The organism is Burkholderia sp. 22313, assembly GCF_052045245.1.
Taxonomy (GTDB): Bacteria; Pseudomonadota; Gammaproteobacteria; order Burkholderiales; family Burkholderiaceae; genus Burkholderia.
The window spans coordinates 23,893-44,275 of the sequence record NZ_JBQEON010000005.1; the positions used below are offsets into that span (position 1 = coordinate 23,893).

Here is a 20,383-nt window from a genome sequence, read left to right on the forward strand (position 1 = left end):
TGAATCCTCGATAGATATTTCGCACACGAAATACCTCCCGGACTATATTTCGCACACGAAATAACGATCCGGAGCGAGGACGATCATGAGGTCGGAACCCATCGAGTTTTCCGCCGCGGACGGCTATACGCTGCGCGGCACGCTGTGGTCGCCGGAGGCGGCGCCACGCGCGCTGGTCTTGATCCATCCGGCCACCGCCGTGCCGGAGCGGCTGTATGCGGGCTTCGCGCGCTTCCTGACCGAGCGCGGCTTCGCGGCGCTGACCTACAACTATCGCGGCATCGGCGCATCGCGGCCCGCGCGGCTGCGCGCGCTGCACGCACGCATGCGCGACTGGGTCGAGCTCGACGTCGGCGCCGCGATCGCGTGGGCGCGCGATGCGTACGACGGGCTGCCGCTGCTGGCCGTCGGCCACAGCGTCGGCGGCCACGCGATCGGATTGTCGGCCGGCACCGCGCACCTGCGCGCGGCCGTGATGGTCGCCGCGCACGCGGGCAGCACGCGGCTGATTGCCCGCGCGGCGGAGCGGCTGAAGGTACGGTTGATCCTGCGCGTGCTGGGCCCGCTCGCATCCGCGCTGCTTGGCTACGTGCCAGGCAAGCGGCTCGGGCTCGGCGAGGATCTTCCCGCCGGCGTATTCCGCGAATGGAGCCGCTGGACCACGCTGCCGCGCTACTTCTTCGACGATCCGACGCTCGGCGCGGCCGAACGCTTCTCGAAGCAGCAATTGCCGATCCTCGCGCTCGGCTTCGACGACGATCCGTGGGCGAACCCGCCCGCGATCGACCTGCTGGTAAGCTACCTGACCCGGGCGGCGGTCGAACGCCGCCAGATCGATCCGCACGCCGCCGGCAGCGGGCCGGTCGGGCACATGGGCTTTTTCCGCAGCCGGCCCGGCACCGTGCTGTGGCCCGGCGTCGCCGACTGGCTCGCGCAGGCGATCGACACGCCACGCGATGCGGATCGCCCGTCCCTTTCCATTGCAGCCGGGAACCGAGCTTGAGCGAAGACCGACGACTGTTTTTCCTGTTGAACATCGGCCAGCGGCGCGTGCAGCGCTGGATCGACCGCACGCCCGACACCGATGCGCGCGCCAGTGCCGCCCAGGCCGGCGTGCTGTTCTGCCTCGCGAAGCAGGACGGCGCGCTGATCGGCGAAGTCGGCGCGGCATTGCAACTCGCGCCGTCCGCGATGACGGGGCTCGCCGACCGGATGGCGAAGGCCGGCCTGCTCACGCGTCACGCCGATTCGGACGACGGGCGCGCGACGCGCCTGTACCTGACCGACGCAGGTCACGCGGCGCTCAAGCGTGCGCGCGTGCTGCTGCGCGAACTGAACGGCAAGCTGTGCGACGGGTTTTCCGACGCGGAACTCGACGTCGTCGCGCGCTGGCTGCGCGCGTTGCAGGACCGGTTTCCGGGCGAGCGCTGAACGGCGCCGGCGGCACGCTGCGTCCGCGCGATGCCGCGTATCGATAGCGATTCCGATTCGCGCTTTCGATTCGCACGTTCGATTCGGTTTCCGAACTTTTTCCGGCGGCAAATTTTGCAATCCGGACGCACCGTTCCGGCATCGTTTTCCGGCTACGCCCTGTTACAAAAAATTGCCTCCCGCAGCGCATACGAATCGCCTACATTGCAATCCACTTCGATGCATTCATCGTATGCACGGAACGGGCTTCCCGTCGGGTCCGCCTTCCCGGACCGGCCCCACAAGCAATGAAAACGAACAGGAGTCTTGACCGAAGTGCTGGCGGTATCCAGCGCACGCGGATTGCGATGACCGAAGCGGCTTCCTGAACGACACGACCGGCGCGTTGCACGGCATCCGTTGCCGCGCGCCGGTTCGCGTGGCGTCGCCGTGCCCCGCCATCGCCGCCGCACGTCAACGAGGAGCAGTCCATGCGACGCACGATCGTGTCCCACTCGCTTGCCACCCGTCTCACCCGCCTGTCCGCCGCCATGGCGATGGCGACGGCCGCCGCCGCGGCCCATGCCGATCCGTTGGCCGTCTCCGGCCCCAGCCCGTTCGCCGCGTGCACCATCGGCGGCCCGGGCACGAACTACGTGAACGCCGAGGTCGAACCGTGGCTCTCGGTCAACCCGGCGAATCCGACCAACATGATCGCCGTGTGGCAGCAGGACCGCTGGTCGAACGGCGGCGCCCACGGGCTCGTCGCCGGCTACACGTTCGACGGCGGCGCAACCTGGGCGCGCACGCCGCAGCCGTTCAGCGCCTGCGCGCCCGGCGGTCTCAAGTACGAGCGCGCGTCCGATCCGTGGGTGTCGTTCGGGCCGGACGGCACCGCGTATTCGGTATCGATCTCGTTCAACCAGTCGAACAACAGCAACGCGGTGGCGGCGTCGGTGTCGGCCGACGGCGGCCAGACGTGGAGCAGCCCGGCCGTGCTGATCGCGAACGACGAGCCGACGACGCAGTTCTTCAACGACAAGGAATCGGTGACGGCCAACCCGGTGAAGGCCGGCACCGCCTATGCGGTGTGGGACCGCCTCGAGCTGCCGAACGGCAACCCGTACGCGAACCTGCACACGCAGGCGTACCGCGGGCCGACGTTGTTCTCGAAGACGGTCGACGGCGGCAAGACGTGGAGCGCCGCGAAGGTGATCGTCGACGTGCCGTCGCGCGAGCAGACGATCGGCAACCAGATCGTCGTCGATCCGAAGACGGGCACGCTCTACGACTTCTTCGACCTGATCCAGCCGCCGTTCAGCAAGGCGGCCGGCAAGGTCGCGTTCATCAAGTCGACCGACGACGGCGCGACCTGGACGAAGCCGCAGGTGATCGCCGGGCTGCAGACGGTCGGCGTGACCGATCCGAACACCGGCGAACCGGTACGCACCGGCGACATCATTCCGGAGCCCGCGATCGATCCGGCCTCGGGGCAGCTCTACGTCGTCTGGCAGGACAGCCGCTTCAACGGCGGCAGCTACGACGAGATCGCGCTGTCGACGTCGAAGGACGGTGGCGCGAGCTGGAGCGCGCCGCTGCAACTGAACACGCCGACCGGGCGCCCCGCATTCAACCCGTCGGTGCGCGTCGACAATACCGGCGCGGTGATGGTCACCTACTACGACTTCCGCGATCTGCAGGCCGGCAACACGACGACGTTGCCGACCGGGTTCTGGCGCAAGATCTCGCATGACGGCGGCACCACGTTCGCCGACGAGCGGCGCGTCGGCGGCCCGTTCGACATGAAACTCGCGCCGAACGCGGAAGGTTTCTTCATCGGCGACTACCAGGGGCTCGACGTGCTGCCATCGTCGTCGTTCCATTCGCTGTTCGTCCAGACCAACGCCGGCAACCTGACGAACCGCACCGACGTGTTCTTCGCGCCGTGATGCGCGTGTGAATGTCGCACCGCCGCGGCGCCATGCGTCGCGGCGGTGGCCGCCAACCCGCCGCCAGCCCGCCGCCAGCCCGCCGCCCGCGCGTCGCGGCACCCGCTTTCCGCCCCGCCCCCATTTCGATCGCCCGACAGACATCCTGCAACCGGCTTCGATCCGGCTTGGATTTTGAAATGATATAACATATCATCTCGCGACCTCGTCCCCCTGAAACCGTTCCATCCGGGTGGCCGGGGCCACGCCGAGTCACGTTCCAACGGGTCACTGCGCGTCAGGGATGCAACAATATATCGTATCCAAACGTGCCCCGACTGTCTCGTTTCCGATCCGATTCCAACCGATTCATCGACCATGCGCGACCTCCCTCGTCTACCGCTTCGCCCGCTCTCGCCCGTTTCGCTGATGCTGTTCGCCGCCGTCGCACACGCGCAGGCCGCCGATACGCCTGCCCCGTCGACACCTGCCCTGACCACGCCGCTCGCGCCGATCTTCGTGACCGCGAACCCGCTCGGCGATGCCGAGTTGATCGCACCGACCGCCCGGTTGTCCGGCGACGCGCTGACACGTCGCCAGGCCGATTCGCTCGGCGAGACGCTCAACGGCCTGCCCGGCGTGTCGACCACCACCTACGGGCCGATGGTGGGCCGTCCGATCATCCGCGGGATGGACGGCGACCGGATCCGGCTGTTGCAGAACGGCGTGGCCGCCTACGATGCGTCGTCGCTGTCGTACGACCACGCGGTGCCACAGGACCCGCTGTCGATCGAGCGCGTCGAGATCGTGCGCGGGCCGGCCGCGCTGCTGTACGGCGGCAACGCGGTCGGCGGCGTCGTCAACACGATCGACAACCGGATTCCGCGCGAAGCGATCGAAGGCGTGACGGGCGCGCTCGACGCACGCTACGGCGGCGCGAACGCGGTGCGCGCGGGCGCCGCGCAGGTCGAAGGCGGCAACGGCCGCTTCGCGTTCCACGTCGATGCGTTCGACCGCGAGGCCGGCAAGCTGCGGATTCCCGGCTATGCGCGCAGCAGCGCGCAACGCGCGCTCGACGATGCCGATACGCCGCAACCGCAAGGCAACGTACCGAACAGCGACGGCCGCGTGCACGGCGGCGCCGTCGGTGCGTCGTACACGTGGGCGGACGGGTTCGCGGGCCTGTCGTACAGCGGCTACGAGTCGAACTACGGCTCCGTCGCCGAGGACGACGTGCGCCTGCGGATGCGCCAGGAGCGCCTTGCGCTCGCGTCCGAGATCCGTAACCTGAGCGGTCCGTTCACGAAGCTGAAATTCGACTTCGCATACACCGACTATCGCCACAAGGAAGTCGACAACGGCGAGACCGCGACCACCTTCCGCAACCGCGGCTACGAGGCGCGCATCGAGGCGCGGCACCGCCGGATCGGCCCGTTCGAAGGCGCGATCGGCGTGCAGTTCGGCCAGAACACGTTCTCGGCGCTCGGCGACGAAATGCTGGTGCCGTCCACGCGCACGAACAGCGTCGCGCTGTTCGGCCTCGAGGAATGGCAGGTCGACCCGGCGCTGAAGCTGAGCCTCGGCGGGCGCTTCGAGCACGTGAAGGTCGATCCCGATCCGGCCGGCGTCGAGAAGTTCGCGGGCGCGACGCCGCGCGACTTCAATGCCGGCAGCGTATCGGCCGGCGCCTTGTTCTCGTTGACACCCGTGTGGTCGGTCGCGGCGAACGTCGCGTACACCGAACGCGCGCCGACCTTCTACGAGCTGTACTCGAACGGCCCGCACGATGCGACCGGTCAGTTCCTGATCGGCAACCCGAACGCATCGAAGGAGAAGGCGGTGTCGACCGACCTGTCGCTGCGCTATGCGAGCGGCCCGAACCGCGGCAGCGTCGGCGTGTTCTACAACCGCTTCTCGAACTACCTGGCCGAGTACAACACGGGCCGTGTCGTGAACGACGACGGCGAGCCGGTTGCACCGGGCACCGACGCGCTCGACGAAGCGATCTATCGCGGCGTGCGCGCCGAGTTCTACGGCGTCGAACTCGACGGCAAGTGGCGCGCCTTCGCGCGGCGCGGTCATACGGTCGACCTGGAACTGACCGCCGACTACACGCACGCGCGCAACGTCGACACCGGCCAGCCGCTGCCGCGCATCGCGCCGCTGCGCGCGACGCTCGCGGCCGACTACGGCTATGGCCCGTTCGGCGCGCGCGCCCAGGTCACGCACGCGTGGTCGCAGCACCGCGTGCCCGACAACGACTCCTCCACCGACGGCTATACGTCGCTCGGCGTGATGCTGACTTACACCTTCCGCGTCGGGGCGACGCACTGGCTCGCGTACCTGCGCGGCAACAACCTGACCAACCAGGAGATCCGCTACGCGACCTCCGTCGTACGCGGCTTCGCGCCGGAAGGCGGCCGCAGCGTGATGGCCGGCCTGCGCACGACGTTCTGATCATTTCGCCGCCCGCGGCGCGTGCCGCGGGCCTGTCCGGCGCCGCCAATAACCGGCGCCGGTTTTCGTTTGCCGGCGTTTTATTGTCGGCGGCGGCCATTGCCCCCCTATTTTTCGCCTATACGCACCGTTATTCATCGACGAATTTAAAAATCCCGGAATACCGGAAATTAGAGGATTTGTTTCATTCAATCCAGCGTTAAACCGTCCGGGATAATTCACCTGCGAACACGTCCGGCCACGCGTAATTGCCCGTTTTTGATCCAGATCAAAAGCGCCCCGCCAGGCGAGCCTTCGGGCGAGAGGAAAATCGATCTCAGGGTTTTCGAAGGGTAAAGAAATATCCGGAATTCCCGTTAATGACGGCACGAGCCCGTATCCGGTCGAACAATAAAATCCAATCGCCCACCACTCGCACAGAGGCACATCGTGAAAATCGCCAAAATAAGCATCAAGGCAAAACTGCTTGGCGGCTTCGGTTTGTTCGCCGCAATCGTCGTGATCGTGTCCGGCATGGCACTGAAAGCGCTGTCCGATGCGAACGACGAATTTTCCCGGTACATGAACGGCATCAACGCGCGGGCGAACCTGTCCGCGCAAATCCGCACGGCGGTCGACCGGCGCGCGATCGCCGCGCGCAACCTGGTGCTCGTGACCACGCCGTCGGACGTCCAGCTCGAACTCGCCGAAGTGCAGCAGGCGCACAAGGACGTGCAGGACAATCTCGAGAAACTGAAGGCGCTGATGGCGAATGCGACCGACACGACCGATCGCGCGCGCGAACTGGTCGCCGAGATCGTTCGCGTCGAAACCCGCTACGGGCCCGTGGCGCTCAATATCGTCGGGCTCGCGCAGGCCGGCAAGAAGGAGGATGCGACCGCCGATATCGACAATCACTGCCGTCCGTTGCTCGCGCAACTGATTCGTGCAACCGATGCGTACGCAACCTATACGCATGAGCGCGAAGTCGCGGTCGCGCAGGAATTCGCGGATCGCTACACGACCGCGCGCAACCTGCTGTCGGCGATCTGCCTGATCGCGATCGCCGTCGCGGTGGGCGGCGGCCTGTGGCTGACGCGCAAGATCACGATGCCGATCGTCGCGGCGGTCGGCGTCGCGCGCACGGTGGCGAACGGCGATCTCGGCAGCCGCATCAGCGTGAGCGGCAACGACGAGACGCGCGACCTGCTCGACGCGCTGCGCACCATGAATACGCGGCTGATCGACATCGTCGGCCGCGTGCGCGATTCGTCGAACAGCATCGCGCATGCGGTCGGCGAGATCGCGTCGGGCAACCTCGACCTGAGCCAGCGCACCGAGGAACAGGCCGCATCGCTGCAGGAAACCGCCGCGACGATGGAAGAGTTCACGTCGACGGTGCGCCTGAATGCCGAGAACGCGCAGCAGGCGAGCACGCTCGCCGCCAATGCATCGGACGTCGCGCAACGCGGCAGCTCGGTGGTCGGCCGCGTGGTCGACACGATGACCGAAATCGGCCACAGCTCGTCGAAGATCGCCGACATCACCGGGATCATCGAAGGCATCGCATTCCAGACCAACATCCTGGCCCTGAACGCGGCCGTCGAAGCCGCCCGCGCGGGCGAACAGGGCCGCGGCTTCGCGGTCGTCGCGAGCGAGGTGCGCAGCCTGGCGCAGCGCTCGTCGACCGCCGCGAAGGAAATCAAGGAACTGATCTGCGCGTCGGTGCAGACGATTCAGGACGGTTCGGCGCTCGCGGGCGAAGCCGGCAAGACGATGGCGGACGTCACGCAGGCCGTCGCGCGCGTGACGGACATCATGGGCGAAATCGCGGCGGCATCGGCCGAGCAGAGCCGCGGCATCGACCAGGTCAACCTGACGATCACGCAGATGGACGAGACGACCCAGCAGAACGCGGCGCTCGTCGAACAGGCCGCGGCCGCATCGAAATCGCTCGAGGCACAGGGGCGCGACCTGTCGGAGACGGTGTCCACCTTCCGGATGCCGGCCGGCGAACCTGCAACAGCATCGCACGCGCGTGCACATGCCGCCGATGGCGGCCCGCACTGGCAGGCCGCTGCCGCATAACGCATCACGCGCAACACGATGCGCGGCCGCGCGACACAGGGTCGGGCCGCGCATCGCCGGTTTCTTCGTACGATGGCCGCTGTTGCACGCGTGCGAAGCCGAACCGGAACGTCGAGAATCGCGCATCGCCCGCGCGAGCAGCCCGCGCATCCCACGCACGGCCTCCGCCACGCGCGAACCTGCTCGATCCCTCCGCATCGTTCGTACGTTTCGGAGCGGTCGACAGGATACCGATCGACACTGCACGCGCGCACGAATACACGATCGTTCGCGCCCATCGGCAATACCCCTTCCCCCTGCGTCCGTTCCCCGTTGCCTGCACCGCGCAGGCACACCTGCGCAATTTTCAGTCCCACCCGCACGACGTAAAGCGGCACGCGCACCACGCGGCGCGCGAACGCCGGCCGATCGCGGTCATGCACTTTTAAATCAGCCGAATGACGAGTATCCTAAAAAAGCACTCCACGTTCGAACGGCGAATCGCATGCCCTGATTCCCGTGCGCTCGTATCGCGGCCCCATCGCGCCTCGCGTCGATGGCGGCGTCCGCCTCGCGCCCTGGCCGCACGAACCTTCCCCAACCATTCGCAGGAGAGCTGGTGAGCCGACTCGTCGTCGTATCCAATCGCATTGCAGATCCCCGTAAAGCCGCGGCCGGCGGGCTCGCCGTTGCCGTGAAGGACAGCCTGCAGGAATCGGGCGGCGTCTGGTTCGGCTGGAGCGGCAGGCTGCGCGGAGAAGGCGAACGTCCGGCGCACGGCGACGACGTGCAGATCCAGAACGTCGGCGGCATCCAGCTCGCGACGATCGATCTCGATCCGCAGGATTACGACGCGTACTACCTCGGCTACTCGAACAACGTGCTGTGGCCGGTGTTTCACTACCGGCTCGATCTCGCGCAGTTCGACCGGCGCTTCGCGGACGGTTACCGGCGCGTGAACCAGCTGTTCGCGCGCAAGCTGAGCACGCTGTTGCGTCCGGACGATACGGTCTGGGTCCACGACTACCAGCTGATTCCGCTCGCCGCCGAGTTGCGCGCGATGGGCTGCACGAATCCGATCGGCTTCTTCCTGCACATTCCGATGCCGCCGCCGCCGATCATGGCCGCGATTCCGGAGCACGAATGGCTGATGCGCTCGCTGTTCGCGTACGATCTCGTCGGCTTCCAGACCGAGTCGGACCTGCTTCACTTCGAGCACTACGTCGAGGCGGAAGCCGGCGCCGCGCGGCTGTCCGACGGCCGCCTGCGCGCGTTCGGCCGCACGCTGTCGGCCGGTGCGTTCCCGATCGGCATCAACGTCGACGAATTCGCGGCGCTCGCGGAGAATCGCGACGGGATCGACATGTTCGAGCGGATGCGCGACGAGTATTCGCGCCGCCAGCTGCTCGTCGGCGTCGACCGGCTCGACTACACGAAGGGGCTGCCGCAGCGCGTGCACGCGTTTCGTCAGTTGCTCGAACAGTATCCGGAGAACCGCGACCGCGCGACGCTGATCCAGATCGCCGCGCCGAGCCGCGAGGATCTCGGCGCATACGACGACCTGCGGCGCGAGATGGACAGCCTGTGCGGCGCGATCAACGGCGATTACGGCGAGCTCGAATGGATGCCGATGCGCTACATCCACCGCACGGTCGCGCGCAAGCGCCTGCCGGGCCTGTATCGCGCCAGCCGGGTCGCGCTCGTCACGCCGTTGCGCGACGGGATGAACCTGGTCGCGAAGGAATTCCTCGCCGCGCAGGACGAAGCCGATCCGGGCGTGCTCGTGCTGTCGCGTTTCGCGGGCGCGGCCGAGCAGCTGAAATCCGCGCTGCTCGTCAATCCGTACGACACGCAAGGCACCGCGCAGGCGATCCAGCGCGCGCTCGCGATGCCGCTCGAGGAGCGCCGCCAGCGTCACGACGCGCTGATGGCGATCGTGCGCAAGACCGACGTGCACTGGTGGCGCACGCGCTTTCTCGACGCGCTCGCCGAAGCGGCGGAATTCGCTGCCGCGACCGAATCCTGACCCATCGCGTCCTGCCGCACGTTCACACGCCGGTCGTCTCGCGGTCGAGCACCACGCCGTTCACGTCCTGCACCGCCACCGAGATCGGAATGCCTTCGCGCATGCTCTCGGTCACCACGCAATACGCGTCGAACCGATCGAGCATCCGCGTCGCCGCCGCGAGATCGGCCCATGCCTTGCCGACCGACAGCGTCACGGCCATCGCGCCGACCCGCACCCGCCCCGCGTCGCTCTGCACCATGTCGACGTCGATGTGCGCGGCGACCGGCTGCGGATCGACGCGCTGTTTTTCCAGCGCGAACAACAGGCTCGCCGCCAGGCAGCTCGCGACCGCCGCGGCCAGCAGCCGCACGGGGTTCGGACCGCGGCCGGCGCCGAGCGGCGGCGGCTCGTCGGTGAGCACCGGCGACAGTTCGGTGCCGGCAAACGTGACTTCGAAACTGAAACGCGCATGCTGCGCGACATCGACCGATACGTGCGCCTCGCTCATGGCGACTCCGTGACTGGAATGAGGACGACGAAGGCCGGCGCAACGCCGCGCCGGCATGTGGGAATGGCAGCGACGGGGCGCCACGCGCGTGGCCGCGCCGCCGGCCGCAGGCAGGATCCGCGCTTCAGCGCTCGGGCTCGCGCGGTGGCCCGTATGCAACGAAATCGCGCTCGACCGCCGAGGCCTGCTCGGGCTCACTCGCGCCCGCGCACGGCCCGTGATCGGTCATCGGCGGCACGGTGTCCGGCACCGCGCGTCCGTCGATCAGCGCCTGCAACGCATCGCGTTCGAGCACCTCGCATGCGAGCAGCCGTCGCGCGATCCGCTCGAGCGCCTCGCGACGTTCGCCGAGCGTCGCCGCGACGCGAGCATGCGCGTCGGTCAGCAGCGTGTGCACTTCGTCGTCGATCATGCGCGCGGTGTGCTCGCTGCAGCGCCCTTCGCTCGCGTGCCAGGCGCCGGGCATGCCGCTGCGCGCGTCGCCGTCGTCGAAACTCACCAGCCCGATCTTCTCGCTCATCCCGTACTGCATGACCATGTGGCGCGCCATCGCGGTCGCGCGTTCGAGATCGTTCTGCGCACCCGTCGATACGTCGCCGAATACGAGTTCTTCCGCGACGCGTCCGCCGAGCAGCGCATCGATCCGGTCGAGCAGCTCGCTGCGCCGCAGGACGTAGCGATCCTCGGTCGGCACCTGCTGCGTGTAGCCGAGCGCGGCCACGCCGCGCGGAATGATCGACACCTTCTTCACCGGATCGCAGTGCGCGCGGCTTTCCGCGACGAGCGCATGGCCGGCTTCGTGATACGCGATCGTCAGCTTCTCCTGCGCATTCATCACGCGGCTCTTGCGCTCGAGGCCCGTCAGCGCGCGGTCGATCGCCTCGTCGAAGTCGGCCATCCCGATCGCCGGCTTGCCGAGTTCGGCCGCATGCAGCGCGGCCTCGTTGACGACGTTCGCGAGATCGGCGCCGACGAAACCCGGCGTGCGCGACGCGAGCTCGCCCAGGTCGACTTCGGCCGCCAGCTTCACGCGCTTCACGTGCACGCCGAGGATCTGGCGGCGGCCGTTCACGTCGGGCCGGTCGATCGCGATGTGACGGTCGAAGCGGCCCGGGCGCAGCAGCGCCGGATCGAGAATCTCCGGCCGGTTGGTCGCGGCCATGATGATCACGCCGGAGCCGGCCTGGAAACCGTCCATCTCGACGAGCAGCTGGTTCAGCGTCTGCTCGCGCTCGTCGTTGCCCGACATCGGGCCGACGCCGCGCACCTTGCCGAGCGCATCGAGCTCGTCGACGAACACGATGCACGGCGCCTTCTGCTGCGCCTGCTCGAACAGGTCGCGCACGCGCGCCGCGCCGACGCCGACGAACATTTCGACGAACGCCGAGCCGCTGATCGAGAAGAACGGCACGGCCGCCTCGCCCGCCACCGCACGCGCGAGCAGCGTCTTGCCGGTGCCGGGCGCGCCGACCACCAGCACGCCCTTCGGGATCTTGCCGCCGAGCCGCTGGTAGCGATCGGGATTGCGCAGGAACGCGACGAGCTGCTGCAGCTCGGCCTTCGCTTCGTCGATGCCCGCGATGTCGTCGAACGTGATGCCGGTTTCCTGCTGCACGTACACGCGGGCGCGGCTCTTGCCCATCCCGGTGAAGTCCTGCAGCCCGCCGCGCTTGCGCAACATCAGGTTCCAGATGAACACGAACGCGACGAGCGGGACCAGCCACGACGCGAGCGACGTGATCCAGCCGGTGTCGGACGCACCGTGAAAGCGGATGCCGGCGGCGGTCAGCGCGTCGATCAGTTGCGGATCGGTCACGCGATTGGTGGCGAAGCGCGGCGGCGTGCCGTCCAGCTTCACGGTCGCGACTTCGGACGCCGGCAGCATCGCGCCGGCCTGCGGCATCTTCAGCGTGCCGGTGATCGACGTCGGACCGACCTCGAGATCGTCGACGAGCCGCGCGGCGACGAGCCGGTGAAAGTCGCTGTACGCGATCACCGTCGACGCCGGCCGCAGCATCAGCAACTGCGCGGCAAACAACACGAAGAAGCCCGCCGCGATCAGCAATCCTGCGTAATCGAATTTCCTGTCCATGACATGACATCGGGCCGGCCGCGCCGTGCGGCGTGCGCCTACGCGTGCCCGCGCACCCGTCCGGCGCGCGGCATCGGCGGCCACGCGCACACGGAACGCATCCGCGCCTTCGTCGCCTCGTTTCGTCGCATGAATGACAGCCGCGAGCGCGCCGTCCGGCCACGCTCACTGGGGTAGCACGCCGCAACGTGCCGCTCGTGATTCAAGTCTAGTTCGCGCGCGGGCGCCGCGCTGCGTCCGACAAACACCTTTCACCGAGACGGCCGGCCGCGTTATAGTCGCAATCGTGACATTTTTATGACAATTGACGGCGCCCGCTCGGCCGGGCGCCGCCTGTTGCGTCCCGTCCCGCGTCGCGGCAGGCTATGCGACGCTGCCGCGCATCGAACGACCACGCCCATTGGAGGAGCACACGCCGTGAACGACACCCCCGATCGCCCCGACGACCTTCCCGTTGATCCCGACCGTCGCCGTGTCCTCGGCGGCCTCGCCGCGCTCGGCGCGGGGGTCGCGCTCGGCGGCTGCGAGACCACGCCGGGCAGCGCGCCGCGCGCCGCCGCCGACTTGCGGCTCGACGAAGCGCTGCGTCGCCAGGTGCGCCACATCGTCGTGATCTATGCGGAGAACCGCAGCTTCTCGAACCTGTACGGCGACTTCCCGGGCGTGCAGTATCCGCTGAGCGAAGTACGGCCCGAGCATGCGCGGCAGCTCGATCGCGACGGCAAGACGCCGCTGCCGGTCCTGCCGAAGATCTGGGGCGGGCTCGTGCCGCAGGCGCAGGAAGTGGACGGCAAGCGCTACGCGATCGCCGAGCGCGACATCGACAAGCTGCCGAACGCGCCGTTCCGGATCGCCGACGCGCAGGGCAGGCCGTTGCCGAACGGCGTGATCACGCGCGACCTGTGGCACCGCTTCTACCAGAACCAGATGCAGATCGCCGCGGGCCGCAACGACCAGTTCGCCGCGTGGGCCGATTCGGGCGGCCTCGTGATGGGCCACTACCGCAATTCCGCCGACACGCTGCGGCTGTGGAACCTCGCGCGGCAATACACGCTGTGCGACAACTTCTTCATGGCCGCCTTCGGCGGGTCGTGGCTCAACCACATGTTCCTGATTTCCGCGCAGCCGCCGATGTATCCGGATGCGCACAAGCATCCGCACGCGGCCAAGCTGCTGTCGAAAGTCGATGGCGACGATCCGGCCGGCACGCGCCTGACGCTCGCCGCCGATTCGCCGGCGTCCGCGCTCGACGGCCCGCCGAAGTTCGCGGTCGACGGCCCGCTCACGCCCGACGGCTACGGCGTCAACACGATGGCGCCGCCGTACCAGCCAAGCTACGTGCCGCCGGCCGATCCGGGCAACGCCGCGTATGCGGATCCGTCCGACCATCGCGTGATCCCGCCGCAAGGCCATGCGACGATCGGCGATCGCCTGTCGGAGAAGAACGTCGACTGGGCGTGGTACAGCGGCGCGTGGCAGTACGCGCTCGAGCACCGCGAAACCGGCACGGTGCCCGATTTCCAGTACCACCATCAACCGTTCAACTACTTCGCGAACTACGCGCCGGGCACCGAAGCGCGCCGCCTGCACCTGCGCGACGCGGGCCTCGGCGACGCGCCGTCGACCAACCACTTCATCGCCGACGTCGACGCGGGCCGCCTGCCCGCCGTCGCGTTCTACAAGCCGCAGGGCAACCTGAACATGCACGCCGGCTATGCGGACGTCGAATCGGGCGACCGGCACATCGCGAACGTGATCGAGCGCATCCGGCGCGGCCCGCAATGGGCGAACACCGTGATCGTGATGACGCACGACGAGAACGGCGGCTGGTGGGATCACGTCGCGCCGCCGGTCGGCGATCGCTGGGGCCCGGGTTCGCGGATTCCGGCGCTCGTGATCTCGCCGTTCGCAAAGAAGGGCTACGTCGATCACACGCTGTACGACACGAATTCGATCCTGCGCTTCATCAGCCGCGTGCACGGGCTCGCGCCGCTCGACGGTGTCGCCGCGCGCGACAAGGCGTTCGCGTCGCGCGGCGCGCCGCCGCCGGGCGACCTGACGAACGCGCTCGACCTCGGCTGACGAACGGCCGACGTCTCGCGGAAACGACGACGCCCCGGTGCGACGCGGTTGCCCGGGGCGTCGTGCGTTCCGTTCCGTGTTGTACGTTCGCCGTTCCGCGTCCGGTTCCGCGTCCGGGTCAGCCGACGCTACGCGGCACTGCGCAACGCGTCGCTCGCCGCACCCGCGGCGTGACGGCCGGCCTGCCGGCCGAAAAACGTCGCATCCGCCAGCGACAGCCCCGAACTGTAGCCCGCGCCCCAGCGCGGCAGCCCGCAGCTCGTGCGGCCGGCCGCATAGAGGCCCGCCACCGGCGCGCGTGCCGCGTCGAGCACCTGCCCCGTCGACAGCGTATCGAGCCCGCCCAGCGTGAAATGCGGATAGAACGCATAGTCGATCCGGCAATCGAGCGCGACGAACGGTGGCTCGATCAGCGGCTGCAGCCACTTCTTCGCCTTGTGGAACAGCGGATCGGTGCCCTCGGCCGCGTGGCGGTTGTAGACGTCGACGGTCGCCGTCAGCGTGCCGGCCGGCATCTGCAGGTCGCGCTCGACTTCCTCCCAGGTCTCGCCCGCCGCCGCGATGCCGATCCGCGCGATGTCAGGCGGCGCCTGGTAGGTCGCCTGATCGGCCAGCAGGTAGATCCGGTCATCGGCCTGATGGAACGCGTGATGGCCCGTGCGGCCGTGATAGCCGTCCTCGTTGATGAAGCGCTGGCCACGCGCGTTCACGAAGATGCCGCGAATCAGCGATTCGGGCGCGTAGAACGGCAGGCTGACGAAACCCTGATCCATGTGGATCGCCGCACCGCCCACGCTCTGGCCGAGCAGGATGCCCGAACCGTCGTCGCCGGGGCTGCCGATCGGTGCGTCCGAGCGCAGGAACTGCGGTGCGTGCCGGCGCACCATGTCGCGGTTCATCGCGAAACCGCCCGCACACAGAATCACCGCGCGGCGCGCCCGCACGCAGGTGGTTTCCCCATACGCGCGCAGCACGGCGCCGCGCACGGCACCGGCATCGTCGACGATCAGCGCCAGTGCGCGCGTGTCGTAGCGCGTCGAGACGCCGAGCGCCTGCACACGCTCGGCCAGCACGCGCATCAGCAGCTGCCCGCCGCCCCAGCCCGGCCATTGCGGTGTGTGCCCGCGCGGGCACGGCTTCGCGGCCTCGCTGAACGGCCAGGCCTCCTCGCTGCCCGACCAGATCAGGCAGTCGTCGGTTTCGGGTTCGACGATCCGCTCGGCGATGAACGTGTTCTTGTACGTGAGGCCCTGGGCGACGAGCCAGTCGTGGTGCGCGAGGCTCTCGTTCGCATAGACGCGCACCTTCGCCTCGTCGGCGTCGCGGCCGCCCGCGAGCATCAGGTAGCGGTACAGGTCCTCGGTGTCGTCGCTGAAGCCGGCCTGGCGCTGCGCCGGCGTGCCGCCGCTGCCGCCAAGGTAGATCTCGCCGCCGGACAGCGCGCTCGTGCCGCCGTAGCTCGATGCGCGCTCGACGATCAGCGTGTCGGCGCCGGCGCTCGCGGCTTCGATCGCCGCGCACGCGCCGGCCGCGCCGAAGCCGACGATCACGACGTCGTGTTCGGCGTCCCAGCGACGGACGTCGCGGAGGTTCAGGGGGCGAGTCAGGGAGTATTCGGATGACATGGGGGCAATCGTCTGCGTGAAGGAAATCGGGAAACCGGCGTCGGTGAAAGGCGGCGGTCGCGGCGCGGCGCCATCTGGCAGGCAGTGGGGCAAGGTCACTGGCATAGGGCCGATCCGAGCGCTCGACGCGCTCGCATGCAAGCCGTATTCAGCGTCGTGGGCCGTGGGCCGGGCATTCGAACCGCAGCGTGAAACCGGATGGGCCGGTACGCGCCGGACGGAACGCGGCAAGTGCGCCGCGACGCTGCGCGAAGCACGGCCATCCCGCCACCGGACGCCGCCGCATCGCGACGGCGTCGAGATGCCGTCGAATGGGCGCGGCGCGCGGCCGCGCCGGCGTCACATGCCGCGCAACGCGGCGAATCCGAAGTGCGAAGGATCGATCGGCACGCAACCGGCCGCCAGGCCGTTCGTGTCGACCGAGCGGCATTGCAGGATGCCGGCCGCATACGGCGGCGACGGGACCTGCTCGGCGCCGTAGCGCGCCATCGCCATCGCCGCGAACGTGCCTATCGCCAGTACGCACAGCTTGCGAGTCGTCAGTCTCATGATCGTCGTTCCCTCCGGTTGGCCGCCAGCGCGGTTCGTATCCGGCGAACGGGCCTCAGGCAAACGCGCAAACAGGCCATCGCACCGGATGACTGCACGGTAGCCAGCGCCGGGCCGCCGGCCATCGTCCATTTCGACTAGGGACAAACGCGAAGCGGACCAGGCACGACGTGCCGCGTTGCAGCATCGCGGCGCGGGCGAGTCGTCGCCGGGCTCCCGAAACCGCCTGCCGCAGCCCGCCGGTATGGGCCGTGCCATCGTCGGACGAATGCCGTCGATTCGCCGCCGCATCGCAGCATCGGACGATGCGCGGCCGTCAGGCCCGGTGTTTTCCCCGATCCGTGCCCTGCTCCGTATGGATGATGAGGATCGATCGGTCCGATGCGAACCTGCGCGTCGACGCCGCAATGCCGCCGCGTCCGCACGTGCGGCGCGGCCGAGTCTTTCCGTTCATTCACGGGAGTACCGCATGACCGATTCGAATCCCCGCCACGCGCTGTACGAGCTTGCATGCCGTTACGCGCAGGCCGTCGACCGGCGCGACTGGCCGCGTCTCGCCACCCTCTTCACCGCCGACGCGCAACTCGACGGCCCCGGTTTCCGCTTCGACGACCGCGATGCGATCGTTGCCGGCATGCGCGTGATCGAGCGCTACGAAGCCACCCAGCATCACGTGCATAACCAGCTCGTCACGCTCGACGGCGGCGCGGCCGATGTCGAGACCTACGGCGTCGCGTGCCACGTGTACGTGCGCGACGGCGTGAAGCGCAAGCTCGACTGGGGGCTGCGCTATCGCGACCGCTGCGTGTTCGACGGCGGCACGTGGCGCTTCGCCGCGCGCACGCTGCACGTCGACTGGTCGCAAGACCTGCCGCTGGAGGGCTGAACGATGCGTGCCTCCCTTCCCCTCGCCGGCCGCACCGCGCTCGTCACGGGCGGCGCCGGCGGCATCGGCGCGGCCGCGCTCGACGCGGTCAAGGCCGGCCGTGCGCCGGGCGCCGCATGAGCGCCCGGCTTCTTTCAACGTCACTGGAAATCCACCCGACATGAATCGAGTCGCAAACAAGGTCGCGCTGGTCACCGGCGCGGCGAGTGGCGTCGGCCGCGCGGATGCGCTGCTGCTCGCTGCCGAAGGCGCGCGCGTCGTGCTCACCGACATCGACGAGGACGCAGGCCGCGCACTGGCGCGCGAGATCGGCGACACCGCGCTGTTCGTGCATCAGGACATCTCGGACGAGGACGGCTGGCGCCACGCGATCGGGGCGACGCTCGAGCGCTTCGGCCGCCTCGACGCGCTGGTCAACAACGCGGCGATCTGCCCGGTCGGCTCGATCGAGGACACGAGCCTCGACACCTGGCGGCGCGTGCTGCGCGTCAACGCGGACGGCTACTTTCTCGGCTGCAAGTACGCGATCGGCGCGATGAAGCACAACGACACGCCTGGCTCGATCGTGATGATGTCGTCGGTCGCCGCGCTCGGCGGCCTGCCGATGATGTGCGCGTACACCGGCTCGAAAGGCGCGGTGACGGCGCTCGCGCGCAGTGTCGCCGTGCACTGCAAGCGCAGCGGCTACCGGATCCGCTGCAACTCGATCCATCCGGACGGCATCTGGACACCGATGACGCAGGCGCTGATGCCCGGCCTCGATCCGGCCGAGCTCGGCATCGGCACCGATCCGATGGCGCGCATGTGTGATCCGCAGGACGTCGCGAATCTCGTGCTGTTTCTCGCGTCCGACGAATCGCGCTTCGTGAACGGCGCGGAGCTGCGGATCGACAACGCGCAACTCGTCGCGTCGCTGTGATGCGGCGCGCGGCTGTTCCATTCCAGGGAGTGAACCGATGATTTCATTTACCGGCAAGACCGTGCTGGTCACCGGCGGCGGTGCAGGCATCGGCCGCGCGTGCGCCGAAGCGTTCGGCGCCGCAGGCGCGCGCGTCGCGGTGGCCGAGCTCGATCCTGCACGCGCACTGGACGCACGCCGGGCACTCGAAGCCGCGGGCGTCGATGCACTGGTCGGCACCGTGGACGTCACGCGCCGCGACGAGGTCAACGCTTTCGCGCGGACGGTCGACGCGCGCTTCGGCGGCCTCGACGTGCTCGTCAACAACGTCGGCGATTTCCTGCAGATCGCAAAGCCGTTCGACGACCATACCGACGACGACATCGCGCGGCTGTTCGACGTGAACCTGCGCCAGGTGTTCGTGGTCACGCGCGCGATGCTGCCGTTGCTGCGCAAGCGCGGTGCGGGCAGCAGCATCGTCGGCGTGTCGTCGATCGAAGGCTTTCGCGCGATTCCGAACTGCAGCGTCTATGCATCGTTCAAGGCCGCGCTGACCGGCTTCACGAAAAGCCTCGCGCTCGAACTCGGGCCGGCCGGCATCCGCGTGAACCAGATCGCGCCGGAGACCACCGAGACGCCGCAGGTGCCCGCGAGCGCGATGGTCGCGGCCGAACATCGCACTCACATCCCGCGCTGGATTCCGCTCGGGCGCTTCGGCGCGGCCGGCGACATCGCGGGTGCCGCGCTGTTTCTCGCGAGCCCGCTTGCCGCGTGGGTCACCGGCACGACGCTGCATGTGGATGGCGGCGCGTTGGCCGCCGCCGGCTGGTATCGCGATCCGAACGGCTTCTGGACCAACATGCCGGTCGTCACCGGCAACGGCTTCAATGCCTGAGCGGCGGCCACACGCGCACAACGGCATCCATTCCTTTCAAGCGGCGCACCTGCGCCGCCACCGGAGCACACCTTGAAAATCCTGATCATCGGCGGTACCGGCCTCATCGGCGGCCACGCCGCGCTGCATCTGCACGCGCAAGGCAACGACGTGACGCTCGCCGCACGCAAGCCGGCCGCGCCGGGCAGCGCGCTCGCGCGTTTCGACGTGCTGCTGCGCGACTACGTAGCCGGCAACTTCACCCGCGACGATCTCGCCCCGTTCGATGCGGTCGTGTTCGCTGCCGGCAACGACATTCGCCATCTGCCGCCCGGCACCGACGAAGCCGCGCACTGGGAGCGCGCGAACGTCGACGCGGTGCCGCGCTTCTTCGCGCTCGCGCGAGACGCGGGCGTGAAGCGCGCGGTGCTGGTCGGCAGCTTCTATCCGCAGGTCGCGCCGGCACTCGTCGACACCGTGCCGTACGTGCGCTCGCGTCACCTCGCCGACGAACGCGTGCGCGCCCTCGCATCGCCGACGTTCGCGGTGTGCAGCGTGAATGCGCCGTTCGTCGTCGGATCGGTGCCGGGATTGCGCAACGAGATGTTCGCCGCTTACACCGGCTATGCGCAGGGCAAGCTCGCCGGGCTGCCGGTGTACGGGCCAGCGGGCGGCAGCAACTTCATCTCGACGCAATCGCTGTCGGAAGCGATCTGGGGCGCGCTGCAACGCGGCGAAGCGGGCAACGCGTATCTGGTCGGCGACGAGAACCTGAGCTTCGCCGACTACTTCGCGGCGTTCTTCCGCGCGGCCGGCAATCCGCAAGCGGTGCCGTCGCTCGACCAGGAGCATCCGCTGCTGCCGGACATCGCGATCTATACGGGCCGCGGCAACGTCGTGTCGTATGAACCCGATCCGGCCGAGCTCGCCCTGCTGCGCTATCGGCGCGGCGACGTGCAGCGCGCGGTGAACGAAATCGTCGCGCATTGCGGCGCCTGAGTGCGCCGCGCGACGCACGCG

The 20,383-nt window shown here is 68.6% G+C and carries 15 protein-coding genes; 11 read left to right on the forward strand and 4 right to left on the reverse strand.

Translation table 11 applies throughout. The features are described 5' to 3' along the window. Nucleotides 1-85 precede the first annotated feature (85 nt). The 6 genes from ACTJKF_RS06120 (at nucleotide 86) to otsA (ending at nucleotide 9,867) form a co-directional block, all read left to right on the forward strand. Nucleotides 86-1,003: an alpha/beta hydrolase family protein gene (locus tag ACTJKF_RS06120; RefSeq protein ID WP_440622661.1), complete on the forward strand. Its 918-nt coding sequence runs from the start codon at nucleotides 86-88 to the stop codon at nucleotides 1,001-1,003. Further along, nucleotides 1,000-1,431 carry a MarR family winged helix-turn-helix transcriptional regulator gene (locus ACTJKF_RS06125; RefSeq protein WP_440622662.1) on the forward strand — a complete coding sequence of 144 codons (432 nt, stop codon included), beginning with the start codon at nucleotides 1,000-1,002 and terminating at the stop codon, nucleotides 1,429-1,431. The genes ACTJKF_RS06120 and ACTJKF_RS06125 overlap by 4 nt, the downstream gene beginning before the upstream one ends. A 470-nt stretch (nucleotides 1,432-1,901) precedes the next feature. After that, nucleotides 1,902-3,359: a sialidase family protein gene (locus ACTJKF_RS06130; RefSeq protein ID WP_440622663.1), complete on the forward strand. Its 1,458-nt coding sequence runs from the start codon at nucleotides 1,902-1,904 to the stop codon at nucleotides 3,357-3,359. Between the two features lie 408 nt (nucleotides 3,360-3,767). Beyond that, on the forward strand, nucleotides 3,768-5,795 hold the full coding sequence (locus tag ACTJKF_RS06135) for a TonB-dependent receptor (protein WP_440622664.1): 2,028 nt from the start codon (nucleotides 3,768-3,770) through the stop codon (nucleotides 5,793-5,795). A 429-nt stretch (nucleotides 5,796-6,224) separates the two neighbouring features. Continuing rightward, a complete protein-coding gene (locus ACTJKF_RS06140) occupies nucleotides 6,225-7,862 on the forward strand; it encodes a methyl-accepting chemotaxis protein (RefSeq protein WP_440622665.1) in 1,638 nt (545 codons plus the stop codon). 598 nt (nucleotides 7,863-8,460) lie between these two features. After that, a complete protein-coding gene (gene otsA, locus ACTJKF_RS06145) occupies nucleotides 8,461-9,867 on the forward strand; it encodes an alpha,alpha-trehalose-phosphate synthase (UDP-forming) (protein ID WP_440622666.1) in 1,407 nt (468 codons plus the stop codon). A 22-nt stretch (nucleotides 9,868-9,889) separates the two neighbouring features. Here otsA and ACTJKF_RS06150 read toward each other — a convergent pair whose 3' ends face one another. Continuing rightward, entirely contained in the window at nucleotides 9,890-10,357 is a 468-nt protein-coding gene (locus tag ACTJKF_RS06150) for an OsmC family protein (protein WP_440622667.1), read from the reverse strand. A gap of 124 nt (nucleotides 10,358-10,481) precedes the next feature. Further along, entirely contained in the window at nucleotides 10,482-12,449 is a 1,968-nt protein-coding gene (ftsH, locus tag ACTJKF_RS06155; protein ID WP_440622668.1) for an ATP-dependent zinc metalloprotease FtsH, read from the reverse strand. Nucleotides 12,450-12,866: 417 nt separating this feature from the next. On the opposite strand from ftsH, the gene ACTJKF_RS06160 reads away from it, so the two are divergent. Further along, a complete protein-coding gene (locus ACTJKF_RS06160) occupies nucleotides 12,867-14,531 on the forward strand; it encodes an acid phosphatase (RefSeq protein ID WP_440622669.1) in 1,665 nt (554 codons plus the stop codon). 128 nt (nucleotides 14,532-14,659) lie between these two features. Here the strand turns inward: ACTJKF_RS06160 and ACTJKF_RS06165 are convergent, their stop codons facing one another. Next, nucleotides 14,660-16,156 carry an FAD-dependent oxidoreductase gene (locus tag ACTJKF_RS06165; protein ID WP_440622670.1) on the reverse strand — a complete coding sequence of 499 codons (1,497 nt, stop codon included), beginning with the start codon at nucleotides 16,154-16,156 and terminating at the stop codon, nucleotides 14,660-14,662. A gap of 339 nt (nucleotides 16,157-16,495) precedes the next feature. Further along, nucleotides 16,496-16,705, reverse strand: a complete 210-nt coding sequence (locus tag ACTJKF_RS06170) for a hypothetical protein (RefSeq protein WP_440622671.1) — start codon at nucleotides 16,703-16,705, stop codon at nucleotides 16,496-16,498. A 469-nt stretch (nucleotides 16,706-17,174) separates the two neighbouring features. On the opposite strand from ACTJKF_RS06170, the gene ACTJKF_RS06175 reads away from it, so the two are divergent. From ACTJKF_RS06175 to ACTJKF_RS06190, 4 genes are all read left to right on the forward strand, one after another. Further along, nucleotides 17,175-17,591 carry a nuclear transport factor 2 family protein gene (locus tag ACTJKF_RS06175; protein ID WP_440622672.1) on the forward strand — a complete coding sequence of 139 codons (417 nt, stop codon included), beginning with the start codon at nucleotides 17,175-17,177 and terminating at the stop codon, nucleotides 17,589-17,591. A gap of 160 nt (nucleotides 17,592-17,751) precedes the next feature. Beyond that, entirely contained in the window at nucleotides 17,752-18,510 is a 759-nt protein-coding gene (locus tag ACTJKF_RS06180) for an SDR family oxidoreductase (RefSeq protein WP_440622673.1), read from the forward strand. Nucleotides 18,511-18,547: 37 nt separating this feature from the next. Beyond that, nucleotides 18,548-19,384: an SDR family NAD(P)-dependent oxidoreductase gene (locus ACTJKF_RS06185; RefSeq protein WP_440622674.1), complete on the forward strand. Its 837-nt coding sequence runs from the start codon at nucleotides 18,548-18,550 to the stop codon at nucleotides 19,382-19,384. Nucleotides 19,385-19,456: 72 nt separating this feature from the next. Continuing rightward, nucleotides 19,457-20,362, forward strand: a complete 906-nt coding sequence (locus ACTJKF_RS06190; RefSeq protein ID WP_440622675.1) for an NAD-dependent epimerase/dehydratase family protein — start codon at nucleotides 19,457-19,459, stop codon at nucleotides 20,360-20,362. The last annotated feature ends 21 nt before the right edge of the window (nucleotides 20,363-20,383 follow it).

What these genes read in the sequence shown, in the direction of transcription:
- ACTJKF_RS06150 (WP_440622667.1), bottom strand. Translation starts at nt 10,357, where the DNA reads ATGAGCGAGGCGCACGTATCGGTCGATGTCGCGCAGCATGCGCGTTTC.
- ACTJKF_RS06120 (WP_440622661.1), top strand. Translation starts at nt 86, where the DNA reads ATGAGGTCGGAACCCATCGAGTTTTCCGCCGCGGACGGCTATACGCTG.
- ACTJKF_RS06185 (WP_440622674.1), top strand. Translation starts at nt 18,548, where the DNA reads ATGATTTCATTTACCGGCAAGACCGTGCTGGTCACCGGCGGCGGTGCA.
- ACTJKF_RS06180 (WP_440622673.1), top strand. Translation starts at nt 17,752, where the DNA reads ATGAATCGAGTCGCAAACAAGGTCGCGCTGGTCACCGGCGCGGCGAGT.
- ACTJKF_RS06175 (WP_440622672.1), top strand. Translation starts at nt 17,175, where the DNA reads ATGACCGATTCGAATCCCCGCCACGCGCTGTACGAGCTTGCATGCCGT.
- ACTJKF_RS06135 (WP_440622664.1), top strand. Translation starts at nt 3,768, where the DNA reads ATGCTGTTCGCCGCCGTCGCACACGCGCAGGCCGCCGATACGCCTGCC.
- ACTJKF_RS06130 (WP_440622663.1), top strand. Translation starts at nt 1,902, where the DNA reads ATGCGACGCACGATCGTGTCCCACTCGCTTGCCACCCGTCTCACCCGC.
- ftsH (WP_440622668.1), bottom strand. Translation starts at nt 12,449, where the DNA reads ATGGACAGGAAATTCGATTACGCAGGATTGCTGATCGCGGCGGGCTTC.
- ACTJKF_RS06170 (WP_440622671.1), bottom strand. Translation starts at nt 16,705, where the DNA reads ATGAGACTGACGACTCGCAAGCTGTGCGTACTGGCGATAGGCACGTTC.
- ACTJKF_RS06165 (WP_440622670.1), bottom strand. Translation starts at nt 16,156, where the DNA reads ATGTCATCCGAATACTCCCTGACTCGCCCCCTGAACCTCCGCGACGTC.